This window comes from Malonomonas rubra DSM 5091 (assembly GCF_900142125.1).
In the GTDB taxonomy this organism is placed as follows: Bacteria; Desulfobacterota; Desulfuromonadia; order Desulfuromonadales; family Geopsychrobacteraceae; genus Malonomonas; species Malonomonas rubra.
The window spans coordinates 1-15,545 of the sequence record NZ_FQZT01000024.1; the positions used below are offsets into that span (position 1 = coordinate 1).

Sequence of the window (15,545 nt, forward strand, 5' to 3'; positions counted from 1 at the left end):
GCCCGATACGCTTTAGAATACATGTTCCTCCGAACTGCCCCAATGATTTGTTTTGGAGTTCAGTTAGAGGCGACAACTATCCTGACACGGGGGGGACCCACCATTTTTCAAAAATAGGTATTTTTGCCAAAGGCCACCCGCCCCCTGCAAACAAGACCGGTTTCTATTTTTTATTTTCCAGAGCTTGCGATTTCCAGAAATTTTATCCGCTTCTCAGCTTTCCCCAATGCCTCGCGAAGGTCAGATGATTTTTGAGCTGAAGCCGCAGCACGCTTCTCAATCTCCAGATTGGTTTTTTGCAGTTTTTGCACGTCATCGTGCAGCCGGGCAATTGTGCTTTCGGCATTGCTTGCTGACTCTTCGGACCGCTCAGCCCGCTGCTCAGCTTTGGCAAGATCAACTTTGAGCTTTTCGATCAGTTCGTTTTGCTGCTTACGCTCTTCGTGGAGTTCGATAACGGTTTTCTCAAAGCGGTAAATCGTTTCTTCAGAAACCGCCTGAGCTGTTGCCGCTTCTTTTTTGAATTCTTCTGCCTGCGCCTTAACGGCCTCAAGCTCAGTCGCCTGATTCTGGATGACACTTTCGGTATCTGAGAGGGCCTCCAGAAGCTCCCTTTCACGGACTTCGCCTTCTCCCATCTGCTCTTGATATTTTTTCGTTGCGTGCTTCACTTGTTCGCCAATTTCCTGCAGAATCATTTTCTGCAAGGCGTCCGAAATACCGTCTTTGGGGGCGAGTTCTCGTAACGAGTCCAACGCTTCTAGTTCACTCATCAATTTATGGACGGTGGACATGCCACCCCCGGTCAGGCGCCGGACATTTCTCCGGCTGACACGTTCACCGTGGTCGCGAAGAAGCTCTATGGCCTTTTGCACACTTTCGCGATTAACACCTTGCTCCATCGTCCTGTTCCTCCACTGTTCCAGTAACGTTACAGCTGTAACGTTACTGGAACCTCTGTCTTTGCTAGGCCGCCTTGCGCCGATCCAAACCGGCACTCAACCGGTCACAGCAGGCAACTATTTCCGCGATATCATATGTTGGAACCTGTGAACTCAGCTTCCAGGTCAGGGCACACCGCAATTCCCTGGCTCCTTCCGGCCACTCTTTTTCAAGGTGCTTCAAATAGGGCGCAAGAATTTCCAAAGTCAGCTTGTCATGTTCAACAGAGCAACCAAGGGATGTGATCTGCATATCCGCACTCAATGTCTGAATCTTGCCGATATCATGAAACAGGATGGCAACCAGTCCGATTTCGTAACTGTCTCGTGGCAATTCACGGAATCGCTCAACCATTGCAAAGGCTTCGAGACTATGGTCCAACAACCCACCGGGATAGTTATGGTGGTAGTTCAGACTGGCGGGCACGTTCAGAAAAGCAAAAGCAATACTGTCATTGGCAAACACTGACAGGATAAAGTTGCGCAATGCCGGATGGGTAATCTGGTTCAGCGCCGCCTGTAAACGCGGCAGCAACATCGGCAAAGGACAGAGACTCAGCGGCAACAGTCGGATAACGTCATCCAGGTGCCTGTATGCCATCGGCCTAATGTCATCGACATCGATCTGAAACTGACGATTCCAGCAGCGGGTTCGCCCGGCAACACGGACGAGACTGTAATTTTGCAGATAACATGCCCTGTGAAGATCTTCTCTCCACACATAAGCCGGGACTGCCCCACTGATATCTTCCAGCATGAATTGAAGATACGGCTGGCCATCACGGGTTTCATGGCAAGCGACGTCCCGCATGCGAACGTCTGCGATAAATGCTCCGGGAGAATGCAGCTGTAGGGTTTGCAGATCACTCATCCTAACGATCTCCTTTTACACGCGTGGCCAGCAGGTTCTCAAATGCGGAACCGTCACGCCGGGTCAGGTTGGGGACAAAGCGGGAATAGACGGTGAACAGCATGGTGGTCGAGCTATGCCCCATCTGCCGAGCGATCCACTCCGGGTTCTCGCCGGACGCCAGCCACAGCGTTGCCATGGTATGGCGGGTCTGGTAGGGCCGCCGCCGCTTCAGGCCAAGCATCTCCAGGGTGGGATGCCAGATCCGCTTGGTGATATTGGTATGATTGAAGGGTTCGCCCCGCCGGGTACAGAAGACGAAATCGCTCTTGTTGCCAGTAACTTCCCACTGGGCCTTCAATGCGTTATAGACCGGCTCCGACATCTGGATCTCGCGAACCGAACCGGGAGTTTTGGTTGTTTCCTCCCGCATACGAACCAAGGCTTCGCGAATCAGAATCTCCCGCATACGAACCAAGGCTTCGCGAATCAGAATCTCCCGCCGGTTAAAATCGACATACTTCCACTTCAGCCCATCGATTTCTCCGGTCCGCATCGCGGTGAAAAAACGTACCGTATAGTAATTCCGGAAATCTTCCCGGACGTTCTCCAGAAAGAGTTGCACCTCTTCGATTGTGAAGGGATCAATATCCGATTTGGGCACTTTCAGCGGTTTGATTCCACGAAAGGGCGTGATAAATTGATAGCGGTCGGCCGCATCACTCATAATCATACGAATTGACGACATGATGTGATTAATCCGCATAGGCGATAACCCCGTCTTGTTTCCGATCTGGACTTTGGCGAGTGAGGACCGGAATTTAAGGATGTCACCCTTGGTGATGTGGCCGACTTGCATCTCTCCAAACCGGGGAAGCAAGTGCTTGTTCAGAATCCCCCGAACTGTCTCCTGATGAGACAGTTTCCAGCGAATCAGGTTTTCATCGAACCACTCTTCAGCGAAATTGTTAAACAGAGGTGTTTCACCGCATGCAGGCTGACAATTGGAAACCTCAGCAGCCAAACGGCCTTCTTTTTCAGCAACCTTTGCTAGATTCTTGCTGTTCGGGAAATACTTCTCATAATCGAAGTCCCCCTGCTTAATCTCCTTGTCGATCTGTTCCATAAAAGGCTCAAGCTTGCGGCGATTTTCAGGTGTGTCATCAAGCAACGTTTGCTCGCGGCAACGAATACCTTTATAGCGAAAGTCAAAAAACAGAATTTCGTTACGGCTACGAATACTACCCATTGAAAACCCCTCCCCTGGCCATAGGAATAGAATCCATCTCTTCCTGAGAAGCCTTAACCATGTCCTTTTCAATTTGCTCCCAGATGTAAAGCACACGGCGACGGCCAAAGGGACGGATGTAATGGATGCCCTCAATAAAGACCGAGTCTTTGAGAGCGCTACGAATGTAACGAGGATCGTAACGTAAACGGTTAGCCAGCTCTTCAGTTGTCATGTAAGTTTTTTGCTCCATTGTAGTCTCCTCTCTACGTTTGATGTGTAACTACATCATATATCGCTTTAAAGTGACCGTCAATCACATTTTTCATTTTTATTCTACATTCAGCTCGGGGGCGCAACAGTTGACGCTTGCTGTGTGCTTGCCGATGGGGTATTTTGATGTGGTTATGTACCGAACAATGAAGGGAGCGAATAGTGATCCGCTATAGGTTGAGAGAACTGATGTCAGACTATCAATTCCGAACGGGGAATAGATTGACGTTTGAGGAAATAGCAAATCAGACAGGAATCCACAGAACTACCCTCTCAAAAATTGCCAATCAGCGTAATTACAATACGACGACTGACAACATCGATAAGCTCTGCACATTCTTTAAATGCCAGATTGCTGACTTGATGGAGCACCTAGAGGATGTGAGCCCAGAATAAGACCGAGAGTCAAAATTAGCCATTTTCTAGTGGAAAAAAAACAAGATAATTTTTGGCACATTTCTTTGTTTCATAACTTACTGAAATCAAGAGGGCACGGTGCCCAAGGAAAGCCGAAAGTCAAAAAAAACCGACCATCGGTTTGTGGAATGCAGGGTTTTAGACAGACCGGCGGTCAAAATCCAAAATCATGGGCACAGCGCGGGCACAAAATGGGCACAAAAGAAAAAAGCACCTAACCGAAATCGGCTAAGTGCTTGTTTCTTTTTGGCGTCCCCAGGGGGATTCGAACCCCCGTCGCCGGCGTGAAAGGCCGGTGTCCTGGGCCAGGCTAGACGATAGGGACTTATAACTTCTAGTCCCCGCGGGAAATGTCCCCGCAGGTCGTTGGGTTCGGGACGATCTTTCTACCTTAAAGTGTTGTTCGGTGCAAGAAAAAAATATCTATCCCGCATACGACTAGCCGATGCTGCCGAGGCTGGCCAATGCCATGACGCCATTCAAGGAAACCGGCTCATCACTGAGCACCATCAATTGATTTGAGCCTCGCCTTTCAAACCCGCTGGTTCGCAGCACTAACTCCATTTCAGAGGAATGGAGGACATCAACCAGCAGGTCTTTGCCAGGCGGGGTCCTCGAAACAACCAATTGCAGCAGTTTCCGATTATCCACGACATTGCGATCCGGCGAAAGCCATGGCCCAAACTGCCAGGCATCTACCCCCGGCTGCAACAACCCCATGCTTTTTCCTGCACGGCTGATACTGCCATCATCACTTAACGCATTAATCAGAGGTGAGCGCGATTCGCCCCAGCAAACGGTATCGAGGGCAACCAGGTCAGCGACCGGTGCATCAGCCTCTGCAGGAAGGCCCCCCTGCCCCCCAGTCGCCCAACGATCGATCCGATCGATCACTTTGAAGCCGCGCCGTTCATAGATCGGCTGTCCCGCGGCTGAAGCGGTTAACCAGACCCGTGTCGGGGTAGCCTTCTGCAGGAACTGCAGAGCATAGTCAAACAATGCCGAGCCAAAACCTTTGCCGCGCTCTTTTTCCGGTACCAGCAGGTTGCCGATCCAGCCGCTTTCTTTATAGGCGACTGCAGAAACAAATCCGCGCAGCACTCCTTCTTTGTATAGAGCAAAAAAGTACGGACGCCATAAACTCTGCAGCAGTCGTTGTTCCTGAAACGAAACGCGCCAGTTCTCCTGTGCGGCCCAGCACATAAATTGGCGCCAGTCTTCTTCAGTCAATAGTCGAAATTGCATCTGCTCAACTCAGGCGACGTTACAAAGTCTCAGCAACCCTTGATCGTCGATCGGGCGCTTCTGCTGCTGCGCGACGCATCGTACCTGGCTGAGCAGGGCATCGACATCAAGCTGCTGCGGATCGATATCAAGCTGCTTCAATCGCTGCAGCAGGCCATGGCTACCGGAATGTTTCCCGAGCACCATGTACCTTTGCAGGCCAACTTCCGCCGGGTCGAAACCTTCATAGTTGCGCGCATCCTTGATGACGCCATCTGCATGCAGACCCGACTCGTGGGAAAACACCTTCTCCCCGACCACCGCTTTCCAATCCGGAACCGGATGATGACTCGCCTGGCTGACATAGCGGGAAATTTCGACAAAACGACTGGTATCGATATGCGGGTCACGGCCACATGCGTGCTTCAGTGCCATCACCACCTCTTCCAGCGCCGCGTTACCTGCCCGTTCACCGAGGCCATTCACTGTAGTATTGACGAACCGCGCCCCGGCACGGATACCGGCGATAGCGTTGGCCGTCGCCATCCCCAGATCATTATGGGTATGCACTTCCAGATCGAGTCCGGTTCGGTCGTAAAGATATTTCACCATTCCATAAGTGGCGAACGGATCGAGAATACCGAGGGTATCGCAGAAGCGGAAACGATCAGCACCTTCGTTTTCAGCAATCTGCAGCAGCTCGACGAGAAAATCGAGATCGGCACGGCTGGAATCTTCCCCGCCGACAGAAACGTACAGGTTATGTTTTTTTGCGAAACCGAGCGCGACCTTCAGCTGTTCTTTTACCCACTGGCGAGATTTGCCTAACTTGTGTTTCATATGTTGATCAGAAACAGAAAGGGAGATATCAACCGCCTCCACACCGGTTTTCAACGACGCTTCGATGTCTGAGATAACCGCCCGATTCCAGGTCATCAGCCGCGCGTTCAGCCCCATGTCGACCAGTGCGCGGATCGATGCCTGCTCCTGTTCACCCATCGCCGGGATACCACATTCAAGCTCGCCGACACCGATCTCATCCAGCATCCGCGCGATCCGCTTCTTCTCTTCCAGGCTGAACGCCACGCCAGCAGTCTGTTCGCCATCGCGCAAAGTGGTATCGTCAATCACAATCGCTCTGTTTTCCAGAATATCCATAGCTTCAACTCCAAATAAAAACCCCGCGCCTTTTATGTAAAGGGCGGGGCATCGTTGCCGGTTCAATCATCAGCGCCGTTGCTGATTTGGTTTGACTCCGTTCGAATCAGCAAGGGCAGTGCCAATTCGACAAAGCGGATAAATAGCGGCATCCCCGCTATTGCTGACAAAAAAGTGATCAATTTATGGGCAGAATGCACAGATTTCGCGCCGCAGCTGCCGGCACTACGGGCAAAAGCACGTAAATTCAGTGAGTAACAAACTGGCAAGGGTTTTGCTCTAGAGAAAAGCGAGCTACAAAGTCGTAGCTTCAATTTATCCCTCCCAAAGACGCGTCGGATTTTCATTTATCTTATTCTGGAGAAAAGTCGTGTCTGCAAAACCCAAAATTCGTGAATTGCTCGACGAGAGCGCCTGTGAACACAATAAAAGTAAAAAAGTCGCCTGCAACGCCCCGACGCCAGGAGCGACCACCGGCGGCTGCGCCTTCGAGGGAGCACAGATTTCCCTCTTCCCCTATGCCGACGCCGCCCACCTGGTTCACGGGCCGATGACCTGCCTTGGCTCCAGTTGGGAAACCCGTGCGACTGCAACCAGCTGGCAGGGGCGTGATTTCACCCAGATGGGATTCACCACTGATGTCAGCCTGAACGATGTCGTCTTCAGCGGTGAAAAGAAGCTGACAGACTCCATCGACTACATCATGGAACACTATGCACCGGAAGCGATCTTCGTCTATTCCACCTGTGTCACTGCGCTGATCGGTGACGACCTTGATCTGATCTGCAAACAGGCGGCTGAAAAATATGACGTGCCGATGATTCCGGTGCATGCGCCCGGTTTTGTCGGCAGCAAAAACCTCGGCAGCCGCCTCGGTGGCGAAGCCGCATTGCGCCACCTGATCGGCAGCAAAGAGCCAGAGACAACCACCCCCTTCGATATCAACCTGATCGGCGAATATAACGTCACCGGCGACATGTGGCAGTACAGTCACCTGCTGGATGAGCTGGGGATTCGCATTCTTTCGACTCTTTCCGGAGATGGCCGGGTCGCCGACATCCGCACTGCCCACCGCGCCAAGCTGAACGTCATCGTTTGTGCCAAGTCACTGATTTCTCTCACCCGCAAGATGCAGGAGCAGTACGACATCCCGAGTATCTCTTTGTCTTTCTACGGCAAGCGGGACACCAGTAATGGACTGCTGGCGATTGCCGAGGCTTTGGGCGATGCAGAGCTGATCGAACGGACGAAAAAACTGATCGCCCGCGAAGAGGCAAAACTGGAAGAAAAGCTCGCCCCCTACAAAAAAGTTTTTGCCGGCAAAAAAGCGGTCCTCAACACCGGCGGCAACAAGAGCTGGTCGATCGCCTCGGCACTGCAGGATCTGGGGATCGAAGTGGTCGCCACGGCAGTGAAAAAAGCGACCGAGGCCGACCGCGTCAAAGCCCGCGAGTATCTCGGCGAAGAGGGCGTGCTGATGATGAACCCCGGTGCCGAGCAGGCCAAGCTGATTGACGAAAAAGGTGCGCACCTGCTTCTGGCTGGTGGCCGCTCACTCTACACGGCGATCAAAAAAAGGATCGCCTTCGCCGACGTCAACCAGGAGAAGAAAAAGAGCTACGGCGGCTACAACGGCCTGCTCAATCTGGCGGAAGATCTGAAAAACGCACTGGAGAACCCGGTGTTCAAGCTGGTTTCACGGAGGGCACCATGGGAGAAGTAATCAACAAATCGGGCAAACCGCTGCAGGTCAACCCGTTCAAGCTGAGCCAGCCGATGGGAGCAACCCTCGCTTTCCTCGGCATCGACAAATGCATGCCGCTGATGCACGGCGGCCAGGGCTGCACCAGCTTCACCAAGGTGTTCTACACCCGCCACTTCTGTGAACCGATCGCGATTCAGACCAGTGCTGTCACCGATGCCATCGCCGTGCTCGACGGCGGCGACTACAGCATCGTCGAGTCGGTCAAGAACATCACCAAGAAAGTCACCCCAAGCCTGATCGGTCTGCACACCACCGGCCTGCCGGAAACCAAGGGGGACGACATCCGCGGCGTCGCCGGAAAAGTGGAATTCCCGCTGGTTTACGTCAACAGCCCCGACTACGAGGGCGGATTGGAGAGTGGCTGGGCCTTGACCTGCAAAGCTCTTATCGAGCAACTGGTCGAGCCCTCTGAGCAGATCGATGTAAAAAAGATCGTCATCCTTCCGCACGTCAGCCTGCAGCCGATTGAGGTGGAGAAGATCAAGCAGACCTGTGAGGCCTTCGGTTTTACAACTTACGCCCTGCCCGATCTGTCGACTTCCCTCGACGGCCATCTGGGCGACAAGCAAGCGGCGCTCTCCAGCGGTGGAATCTCGGTCGAAGAGATCAAACACCTCGGCGATGCGACGCTGGTACTGAGCGTCGGCGATTCGATGCAGAAATGTGCCGCTGCTCTGCTGGGAAAAAATTCCTCCATGCGCCATCAGCACTTCTCGCACCTGAGTGGACTGGAAGCAAGCGACAGCCTGATCGAACTGCTGATGCAGGAGAGCGGCATCGAGTTGCCGCAAACCAACATTGTCCGCTGGCGCAAGCGCTTGCAGGACGCCATGCTTGATTCCCATTTTTCCCTCGGCCAGACCCGTTTTCTGGTGGTGGGTGAGCCGGATCAGCTGGCCGGGATTTGCCAGTCGCTGTATGAAGCAGGCGGTCGAGTTGCGGCAGCGATTTCGTCAGTTGATTCACTGCAGTTGGAAAAGATACGTGCTGCAAAAGTGCTCGTTGGCGATCTCGAGGATGCCGAGAAGCTGGCGGATGACTATGACCTGATGATCGGCAATTTCCACTGCGAAGCATTGGCTCACCGTCTTGGTAAAGGCTTGGTAACACGTGGATTTCCCAATTGGGAGCAAGTGGGGAATGCTTTGAAGAATGATGTGCTGTATGAAGGTGGGGCTTACTTTTTGTTTGAGTGCGCGAATGCAGCGGAGGAGTGGAGAACCCACAAAGCGTCTTAAAGTAAAAAACCTTGGGGGAAATGAAAACGATGCAAGGCTATACAGAAAAAATCCGCAAATACGCCGCTGACGAAACCCACATTGGCCTGCTCGACAAACCGGACGGTACGGGTGAGGTCGGCCTGCGCGATCAAGATAAAGGCAACCGCCTTGCTGTACGCTTCACCCTGAAACTGGATAACGAACTGATCAAAAAAATTCGCTACCAGGTCTTCGGCTGTGGCTTCACCATCGCTGCCTGTGCCGCCATTGCCGAGTTGAGCGAAGGCCACTCGCTGCAGGAGAGCATTCAGTGCACCCCAGACCTGATCAACCGTAAACTGGGAGGTCTGCCGGAAGAGCGTAATTACTGCGCCGAGCTTGCTGCTCAGGCCTTTCAGGCGGCCGTCAACAGTGCCCGGAACGGGGCAAAACCGGTCGCAGCGGAAATACAGCCGGAGGCTGAAGAGGATCTCAACCCGCGTGTCAACCGCCGCGATCCTTTTTATCGTGCACTGCTCGACACCGACATCCCGCCCGGAATCTTCTACGAAGATCGACAGATGTTTGCCGGGCTATTGACGCTGGCGAAACAGGAAGGCGGCATCATGACCAATCGGCTGGGCCTGAAGTCGACCGACGTCGACAAAATACTCGCCATCTACTTTCCCGGTTTCGATCGCCGCAAGGTTACCAGCAGCGAACCCCAACCGAAGCAAACCCCGCCACCCGGCATCAACCCGGATGTGCTGTCGATCCTGCTCTCCCATGTCCCCTGCGATCAGGCCGGTCGCAAAGCCCACTTGGCGGAACTGTTGGCAAAAGCCATTGCCTGCCGCGCCGCATTGCCCGGTCACCTGTGGGTATCGATGGGACTGCTGAAACGTCCCCAGTTGACCGCTGCTATCCGCCGTCACCTGCCAACCCTGGCACTGGCCAACAACAAGGGGATGCGCTGGAAGCGTTACCTGTTCAAACAGGCCTGCGACATGAACGGCGGGGTCATGTGCAAATCACCCAATTGTGCAGACTGCAGCGACTATCATCTCTGTTTTGCCCCGGAAAACGCATAACTTTTAAACAAGGATCGAAGCTGAATGACTACAACAACCGACCGTTATGTCACCTACAAAAATATCGACTGTGAAGGCAACTCGAAACGCCTGATGGAGATGTTGCGCGCGCACATCGACGACCCGGAAAAGAGCAACCCCTTCTGGGAAAAATTCAAAGAGATGCTCGATAAAATCGGTAAGCCGGCAGATAACAACGGCCGCACCATCGATGAAATCTTCCTGATACACACTTACATCAATAACCTCTACGAAATCTTCGAAGAACAGGATGACAGCGAAGCGCTCGAACTGCTTGACCAGATCGAACGCGAGTGCTGCTGAAAGGAACAGTAACGTGGCAAAAATCATTTTCTGGGAGAAGCCGGGCTGCAAAGGCAACAGCAAGCAGAAAGAGATTCTACTCGCCTCCGGGCACGAGTTGGATGTGCGCGACCTGCTGACCGATAACTGGACAAAAGACGAGTTGGCAAAATTTTTCGGTGCGCGCCCGGTGGCAGAATGGTTCAACATCACCAATCCGAAAATAAAATCGGGCGAACTTGACCCGCAGCAGATTTCGGCTGATGATGCGCTGAACATGATGGTCGCCGAGCCACTGTTGATCGTTCGTCCGCTGATGCAGGTCGGCAACGAGCGACTGGCCGGTTTCGAAGTCGAGCAGGTACACAACTGGGTCGGGCTGAAGCTGGAATCGGTCGGTGAACGCGATCCCAAAAACTGTCCTTGCGTCACTATTGCCTGCGATGGCACGGAGATTTAAATGCAGATTGAGCCGATCGGCGTTATCCACTCCCCCTTTCATCAGATCGCCGAGATGCCAATCCAGCCGGGCGGTGCCAAGGGAGAAATCGGGCGGATTGAACTGAATCCGGAACTGGTCGAGGGTTTGAGCGATCTCGCTGGCTTCTCCCACATCATCGTCCTCTACCACTTTCACCGGGTAGAGAAAAACAGCCTGACCGTGACGCCCTTCCTCGACCCTGAGCCACGCGGCGTATTCGCCACTCGCGCACCCACCCGACCGAACCACATCGGCCTGTCGGTGCTCAAACTGCAGAAGATCGAAGGTAACATCCTGACCGTTGAAAGTATCGACATCCTTGACGGCACACCTGTGCTCGATATCAAACCCTATCTGCCTGAGTTCGACCAACCGGAAGGGGAAATAACCACCGGCTGGATGCAGCAGGGCCACGAGGGTGTAAAAAATGCCCGTTCCGATAAACGTTTTGCTTAAAAGGACAACAGATGACCGCTTTAGATGAAGCACTGGAAAAATACATCAATGACGACAACGCTCAAGGCGAATACTACGATCAGGTACTGAAAACCGATTTTTACATCCCGATAGTCGATGACGGCAGTGATACCCCGATTGAAGAACGGGAAAGCGTCACGCCGATGCTGTTTGAAGCGGATGAGAAACGTTACGTCCTGCTGTTCGACACCGAAGAACGGGTCAACAGCTGGTCGAAGAAACCGGTCAAGTACATGATCCTGGCCGGCTACGAAATGGTCAAGCACACCCCTGGCGGGATCCACTGGGCGGTCAATATCGGTAGCGAACGGGCCAAGGAATTCGTACCGGAAGAAATCGCCTTTCTGCAATCTCTCCCCTGATAAGTTGAGCCCCACTTGCGTCGATTGACGCCTCCTGCTAAAGTTGACCTAAATAGTCAGCTATTGTACAGAGAGGTAAGTCATGAAAACATTATCAAGTCTCTTTTTTCTGTTTCTTCTGGGCACAGCGACCGCCCTGGCCGGCCAGGTGGTCGACTATCAGGTTAACGGCCAAACCTATGAAGGCTACTACTCCAGCCCGGCAGACAATGCCCCGCTTGTAGTGATGATTCACGACTGGGACGGGCTGACCGATTATGAAATCAAACGGACGGAAATGCTCAACGAACTGGGCTACGCCGTATTCGCGGCGGACATGTTCGGCAAAGGTGTCAGACCGACAGCCGTTGAAGATAAAAGGAAAATGACCGGATCCCTCTATAAAGACCGCGCCAAAATGCGCAGCCTGCTGGATGGAGCCGTCGCCGCAGCCACCTCTGTTGGCGGCAATACCAGCAACGCGGTCACCATCGGCTACTGTTTTGGTGGAGCCGTTACCCTGGAGCATGCCCGCAGCGGTGCGAACATGAAAGGTTTCGTCTCCTTCCACGGCGGGCTCACGACGCCTGAAGGCCAAGACTACAGCCAGACCAAAGGGACGGTTCTGGTCCTGCACGGGACGGCGGATGCCGCAGTAAGTATGGATGACTTCGCCAAGCTGGCGGTCGAGATGGAACAGGCCAAAATCAAACACGAAATGATCACTTACAGTGGCGCACCACACGCCTTTACCGTGTTCGGCAGTGAGAGATACCGCAAAGACGCGGACGAAAAATCCTGGGCCAGGTTCGTGCAATACCTTAACGCGACCCTCAAATGATCCGTTACTTACTCGGTGGTCTCTTGCTGATGACTTTGCTGACCGGTTGCAATAACCGCGACTGGCGCACCGCCAGTCGCGAATCGGCCGGGATTGCGCCCGATCCGCAGAGCACCAGTGAAGCGATCGTTCAGGTTTATGGCGCCAAAGCCTGGGGTTGGCGCGGCTGGTTCGCAATCCATACCTGGGTCGCCACCAAGGAAAATGCGGCGGATAACTATACCGTTTATGAAGTCATCGGCTGGCGGCTTAATCGTGGCATGTCAGTGCTGCGCATTGCCAACGACCTGCCGGATCGGCACTGGTTTGGCGAAAAACCGGAACTGCTTGCCGAGCACCGAGGGGAAGAAGCAGAGATGCTGATTGCAGCCGTCGATCAGGCGGCTCGCGACTATCCCTGGCAAAACGAATACCGGGTCTTCCCGGGGCCGAACAGCAACACCTTTACCGCCTGGATCGCCAAACAGGTTCCGGAACTTGATCTGAAGCTGCCATTCCGTGCTATCGGCAGCGGCTACCTGAATTGAACAGGCTCAGCCGAGACGGTTTCGACTATTTTTTCAGCCGCTCGGCGAGGTTGGCAAAGGGGGAATGGGCCAGGGATGAACCTTGCGACTCGGCTGGGGAATCTGCTTCGCGATCACCTTGGATGCCACGGGTATGTTCATGCTCGTGGCAGTAGATGCATAACAGCTCCCAATTACTGCCGTCCGGTGGATTATTGTCATGATCGTGGTCTTTATGATGGACCGTCAGTTCACGCAGACTCTTCCCCTCGAATTCCCGCGTACAACGGGCGCAGACATGGGGGAAAATTTTCAACGCCTGCTCCCGGTAACCAAGCTGGCGCCCCTGTTCTTCCTGCCGCATTTGCGCGACCAGCTGATCGCGCTGTTCGTCCTTGCTTAGTTTATTTCGCTCCGCCATCATTGTCCCTTAAGGTGTACTGAAGCGTTCCGCCCGGTAAAAGCGGAATCCGTACCATTTGCAGAGATGGACGATGGTATCACCATCGAGAGCTGGCTGTTCACGGAACAGTCCTCCGGCGGCTCCCTCCATCAACCTGTCAATTTCCTTTTCCAGCGAGCGACCGCCGGTTCCCTGCTCTTTCGCCAGTGGAACAAATTTTCCTTCTGCCATAAGGCGCTGCGGGTTGTGCTTGAAATAATCGAGCAGTCCCGGCCAGCACTCGGCCAGCACGAAGTAGCGCGCCAGCTGATCTGTAGAGATGCCGTTATCGACAACCGTCGCCAGGTGGGCGTGCATGCGGAAAGAGTTCATAAAGCGTTTCAGGCTGCGCGGATTATCGAAATACACCGGGCCATACTTGACCAGGGCCTCACCGATTTCGGGAGCATCCAGCACTTCTTCATCCTCGGGAGGTTGGATCGCGGGATCATCGACCCGGACAACCTGCGCCACTTCTGCCTGGCTGACCGTCTTGACTGCCGTCGCATCATCCTCTTCCCCGGTTTTTACTGCCAGCGACTTCGGCAGCAGCCTCTCCACCATCCCCCTGATCTCTTCATGGTCATAGGGCGGCACACTTAAGCGCGCCTGGATAACTTTTTCCAGGAAACGGAAACCGCTGCCGTGCTGGAACGGGTGCTGCTTTTCGTCAGTCTGTTCCAGTGCCTGGGCCAATACCGAACCCTCGATCTGGCGGGCGACTATGGCCAGATCGAGACCGAGGACGAAATAACACTTACTCGACACCGTCAGCACCTGCAGCGAACTGATCACCTCCATCAGGATTTTCTCTTCGCAGCGGTCAAGATCATCGATAAACACGACCACGCGCAGATCGTCAGGGATCGCCTCGGCCAGCAATTCCATTTCGTTCTGAAACTGCACCAGGGCACCCGCTTTGACGGAGAAATCCTTCTTCTGCAGATAATCGATCAGACCGAAATCGAGCTTTTTCACCACTCGGTAATAAAAGATCGAGGCAAGGAAAACGGCACCGAAAACACTCAGCAGAAAAGGCAACGTGGAATGATCCGTCAGCAGTTCTTTGGTGTCGGGTCCGATATACTTGCCTGCCATATCGAGCATCGCGGTGCCGCCGAGATCGCTGCAGACGGCGTAAAGGAAAATCCCCAGGGTCGAGAGAATCATCAGCAGGCCAAGCCAGAAACGGATGCCGAAGCCGACCCGCTGTTCCAGATTGTGCCTGAAGCGGCGATAGTGGAATAAAAACCGGTTGCCGCGCGGCAGGGCGTGCAGAATACAGCTGCTGATGTTGGAGACAAAGGCATTCCACAGCTGTTCGGGATCGCTGTAAAGCCAGGGATTGAACCAGGATGAGACAAAACGGGGACCCGCTTTGCGCGGTCTTTCCAGCTCGGTTTCGAGCATGCGCATGAAGGATGTCTTGCCCTGGCCCCAGCGCGCGGTGATGCCGATCGCCAGCGGCGGCCGGGTCTCCTCGGCGGCAAGAAACTGCTGCAGACCGTAAACGTAGGAGGTGAAACCGAGGCTGTCCTGGCTGACGTCCCGCACCGCCCCATCGCTGATGGTATGCGGCAGCACCTGCCCCCTGGTTGCGCTCGCCACCACCGGCTCGCCTGCTTTCTGCTCCGCTGAAGTGGTCGCTTCCTGGCTGACCGGGCCGACCTTTTTGCTGAACTCTTCCTGCATGCCCGGGTTCTGCAACAGATCGAGCAGGATCCTCACCAGTTCGGGATTCGGCTGGCCGGTCGGTTCAAAATCGAGTTTTTCCTGCAGACTGCGCACGGCGTCACTGGTCAGCGGCCCCCAGAAGCCATCATCATTCAAACGGAAGCCGAGACCGATCAGGGCGCGCTGCAACGCTGTCACCTCGGCGCTCTTCCGCCCCATCTGTGGTTTGAAGGATCTGCCCTCTGCCATCAGCCTGAGGGTTTCGATGACGTTATCGTGAACTGGAGGACCTTCCATCTGCTGCTCCTTTTTCATCATCGGCAAACAGAGAAAT

Annotated in this window: 19 protein-coding genes and 1 tRNA gene; 10 read left to right on the forward strand and 10 right to left on the reverse strand. The window is 54.0% G+C overall.

All coding sequences use genetic code 11. From position 1 onward, the window contains the following. Positions 1-170 precede the first annotated feature (170 nt). Genes BUB13_RS17185 through BUB13_RS17200 form a run of 4 tightly spaced genes read right to left on the reverse strand, consistent with a single transcriptional unit; the run spans position 171 to position 3,272 of the window. Entirely contained in the window at positions 171-998 is an 828-nt protein-coding gene (locus BUB13_RS17185) for a DNA-binding protein (protein ID WP_139249421.1), read from the reverse strand. Further along, on the reverse strand, positions 967-1,812 hold the full coding sequence (locus tag BUB13_RS17190; protein WP_072910001.1) for an HD domain-containing protein: 846 nt from the start codon (positions 1,810-1,812) through the stop codon (positions 967-969). The genes BUB13_RS17185 and BUB13_RS17190 overlap by 32 nt, the downstream gene beginning before the upstream one ends. 1 nt (position 1,813) lies before the next feature. Then, the gene (locus BUB13_RS17195) at positions 1,814-3,040 is read right to left on the reverse strand and encodes an Arm DNA-binding domain-containing protein (protein ID WP_072910002.1); all 1,227 of its coding nucleotides are present in this window, start codon (positions 3,038-3,040) and stop codon (positions 1,814-1,816) included. After that, on the reverse strand, positions 3,033-3,272 hold the full coding sequence (locus BUB13_RS17200) for a hypothetical protein (protein ID WP_072910003.1): 240 nt from the start codon (positions 3,270-3,272) through the stop codon (positions 3,033-3,035). Before BUB13_RS17200 ends, BUB13_RS17195 begins: the two co-directional genes overlap by 8 nt. A gap of 182 nt (positions 3,273-3,454) precedes the next feature. Here BUB13_RS17200 and BUB13_RS19565 point away from each other — a divergent pair, with 182 nt between their 5' ends. Further along, positions 3,455-3,688: a helix-turn-helix domain-containing protein gene (locus BUB13_RS19565; RefSeq protein ID WP_072910004.1), complete on the forward strand. Its 234-nt coding sequence runs from the start codon at positions 3,455-3,457 to the stop codon at positions 3,686-3,688. Between the two features lie 268 nt (positions 3,689-3,956). Here BUB13_RS19565 and BUB13_RS17210 read toward each other — a convergent pair. From BUB13_RS17210 to BUB13_RS18855, 4 genes are all read right to left on the reverse strand, one after another. Next, positions 3,957-4,034 (reverse strand) — tRNA-Glu (locus tag BUB13_RS17210). A 113-nt stretch (positions 4,035-4,147) separates the two neighbouring features. Beyond that, the gene (locus tag BUB13_RS17215) at positions 4,148-4,954 is read right to left on the reverse strand and encodes a GNAT family N-acetyltransferase (protein WP_084092273.1); all 807 of its coding nucleotides are present in this window, start codon (positions 4,952-4,954) and stop codon (positions 4,148-4,150) included. A gap of 9 nt (positions 4,955-4,963) precedes the next feature. Further along, complete coding sequence (nifV, locus tag BUB13_RS17220; RefSeq protein WP_072910006.1) at positions 4,964-6,091, reverse strand: homocitrate synthase; 1,128 nt, start codon at positions 6,089-6,091, stop codon at positions 4,964-4,966. Between the two features lie 62 nt (positions 6,092-6,153). Next, positions 6,154-6,405: a hypothetical protein gene (locus BUB13_RS18855; protein WP_139249422.1), complete on the reverse strand. Its 252-nt coding sequence runs from the start codon at positions 6,403-6,405 to the stop codon at positions 6,154-6,156. Between the two features lie 56 nt (positions 6,406-6,461). Here BUB13_RS18855 and nifE point away from each other — a divergent pair, with 56 nt between their 5' ends. The 9 genes from nifE (at position 6,462) to BUB13_RS17265 (ending at position 13,116) form a co-directional block, all read left to right on the forward strand. Continuing rightward, positions 6,462-7,814 (forward strand): nitrogenase iron-molybdenum cofactor biosynthesis protein NifE, encoded by a 1,353-nt coding sequence (gene nifE, locus BUB13_RS17225; RefSeq protein ID WP_072910007.1) that lies wholly within the window; start codon positions 6,462-6,464, stop codon positions 7,812-7,814. Beyond that, on the forward strand, positions 7,802-9,094 hold the full coding sequence (gene nifN / locus BUB13_RS17230) for a nitrogenase iron-molybdenum cofactor biosynthesis protein NifN (protein WP_072910008.1): 1,293 nt from the start codon (positions 7,802-7,804) through the stop codon (positions 9,092-9,094). Before nifE ends, nifN begins: the two co-directional genes overlap by 13 nt. Positions 9,095-9,114: 20 nt before the next feature. Next, positions 9,115-10,146, forward strand: a complete 1,032-nt coding sequence (locus BUB13_RS17235) for a nitrogen fixation protein NifQ (protein WP_084092275.1) — start codon at positions 9,115-9,117, stop codon at positions 10,144-10,146. 24 nt (positions 10,147-10,170) lie between these two features. Continuing rightward, positions 10,171-10,470 (forward strand): N(2)-fixation sustaining protein CowN, encoded by a 300-nt coding sequence (gene cowN, locus BUB13_RS17240; protein WP_072910010.1) that lies wholly within the window; start codon positions 10,171-10,173, stop codon positions 10,468-10,470. 13 nt (positions 10,471-10,483) lie between these two features. Beyond that, the gene (locus BUB13_RS17245) at positions 10,484-10,909 is read left to right on the forward strand and encodes an ArsC/Spx/MgsR family protein (RefSeq protein WP_072910011.1); all 426 of its coding nucleotides are present in this window, start codon (positions 10,484-10,486) and stop codon (positions 10,907-10,909) included. Beyond that, the gene (tsaA, locus tag BUB13_RS17250) at positions 10,910-11,386 is read left to right on the forward strand and encodes a tRNA (N6-threonylcarbamoyladenosine(37)-N6)-methyltransferase TrmO (protein ID WP_072910012.1); all 477 of its coding nucleotides are present in this window, start codon (positions 10,910-10,912) and stop codon (positions 11,384-11,386) included. Positions 11,387-11,397: 11 nt separating this feature from the next. After that, positions 11,398-11,769 (forward strand): SseB family protein, encoded by a 372-nt coding sequence (locus BUB13_RS17255; RefSeq protein ID WP_072910013.1) that lies wholly within the window; start codon positions 11,398-11,400, stop codon positions 11,767-11,769. 82 nt (positions 11,770-11,851) lie between these two features. Continuing rightward, positions 11,852-12,589, forward strand: a complete 738-nt coding sequence (locus BUB13_RS17260) for a dienelactone hydrolase family protein (RefSeq protein WP_072910014.1) — start codon at positions 11,852-11,854, stop codon at positions 12,587-12,589. Next, positions 12,586-13,116 (forward strand): DUF3750 domain-containing protein, encoded by a 531-nt coding sequence (locus BUB13_RS17265; protein ID WP_072910015.1) that lies wholly within the window; start codon positions 12,586-12,588, stop codon positions 13,114-13,116. Before BUB13_RS17260 ends, BUB13_RS17265 begins: the two co-directional genes overlap by 4 nt. A 25-nt stretch (positions 13,117-13,141) precedes the next feature. Here BUB13_RS17265 and BUB13_RS17270 read toward each other — a convergent pair whose 3' ends face one another. Both BUB13_RS17270 and BUB13_RS17275 read right to left on the reverse strand, forming a co-directional pair. Beyond that, complete coding sequence (locus BUB13_RS17270) at positions 13,142-13,516, reverse strand: YajD family HNH nuclease (protein WP_072910016.1); 375 nt, start codon at positions 13,514-13,516, stop codon at positions 13,142-13,144. Between the two features lie 9 nt (positions 13,517-13,525). Further along, the gene (locus BUB13_RS17275) at positions 13,526-15,508 is read right to left on the reverse strand and encodes a P-loop NTPase fold protein (protein ID WP_072910017.1); all 1,983 of its coding nucleotides are present in this window, start codon (positions 15,506-15,508) and stop codon (positions 13,526-13,528) included. Positions 15,509-15,545: the final 37 nt, after the last annotated feature.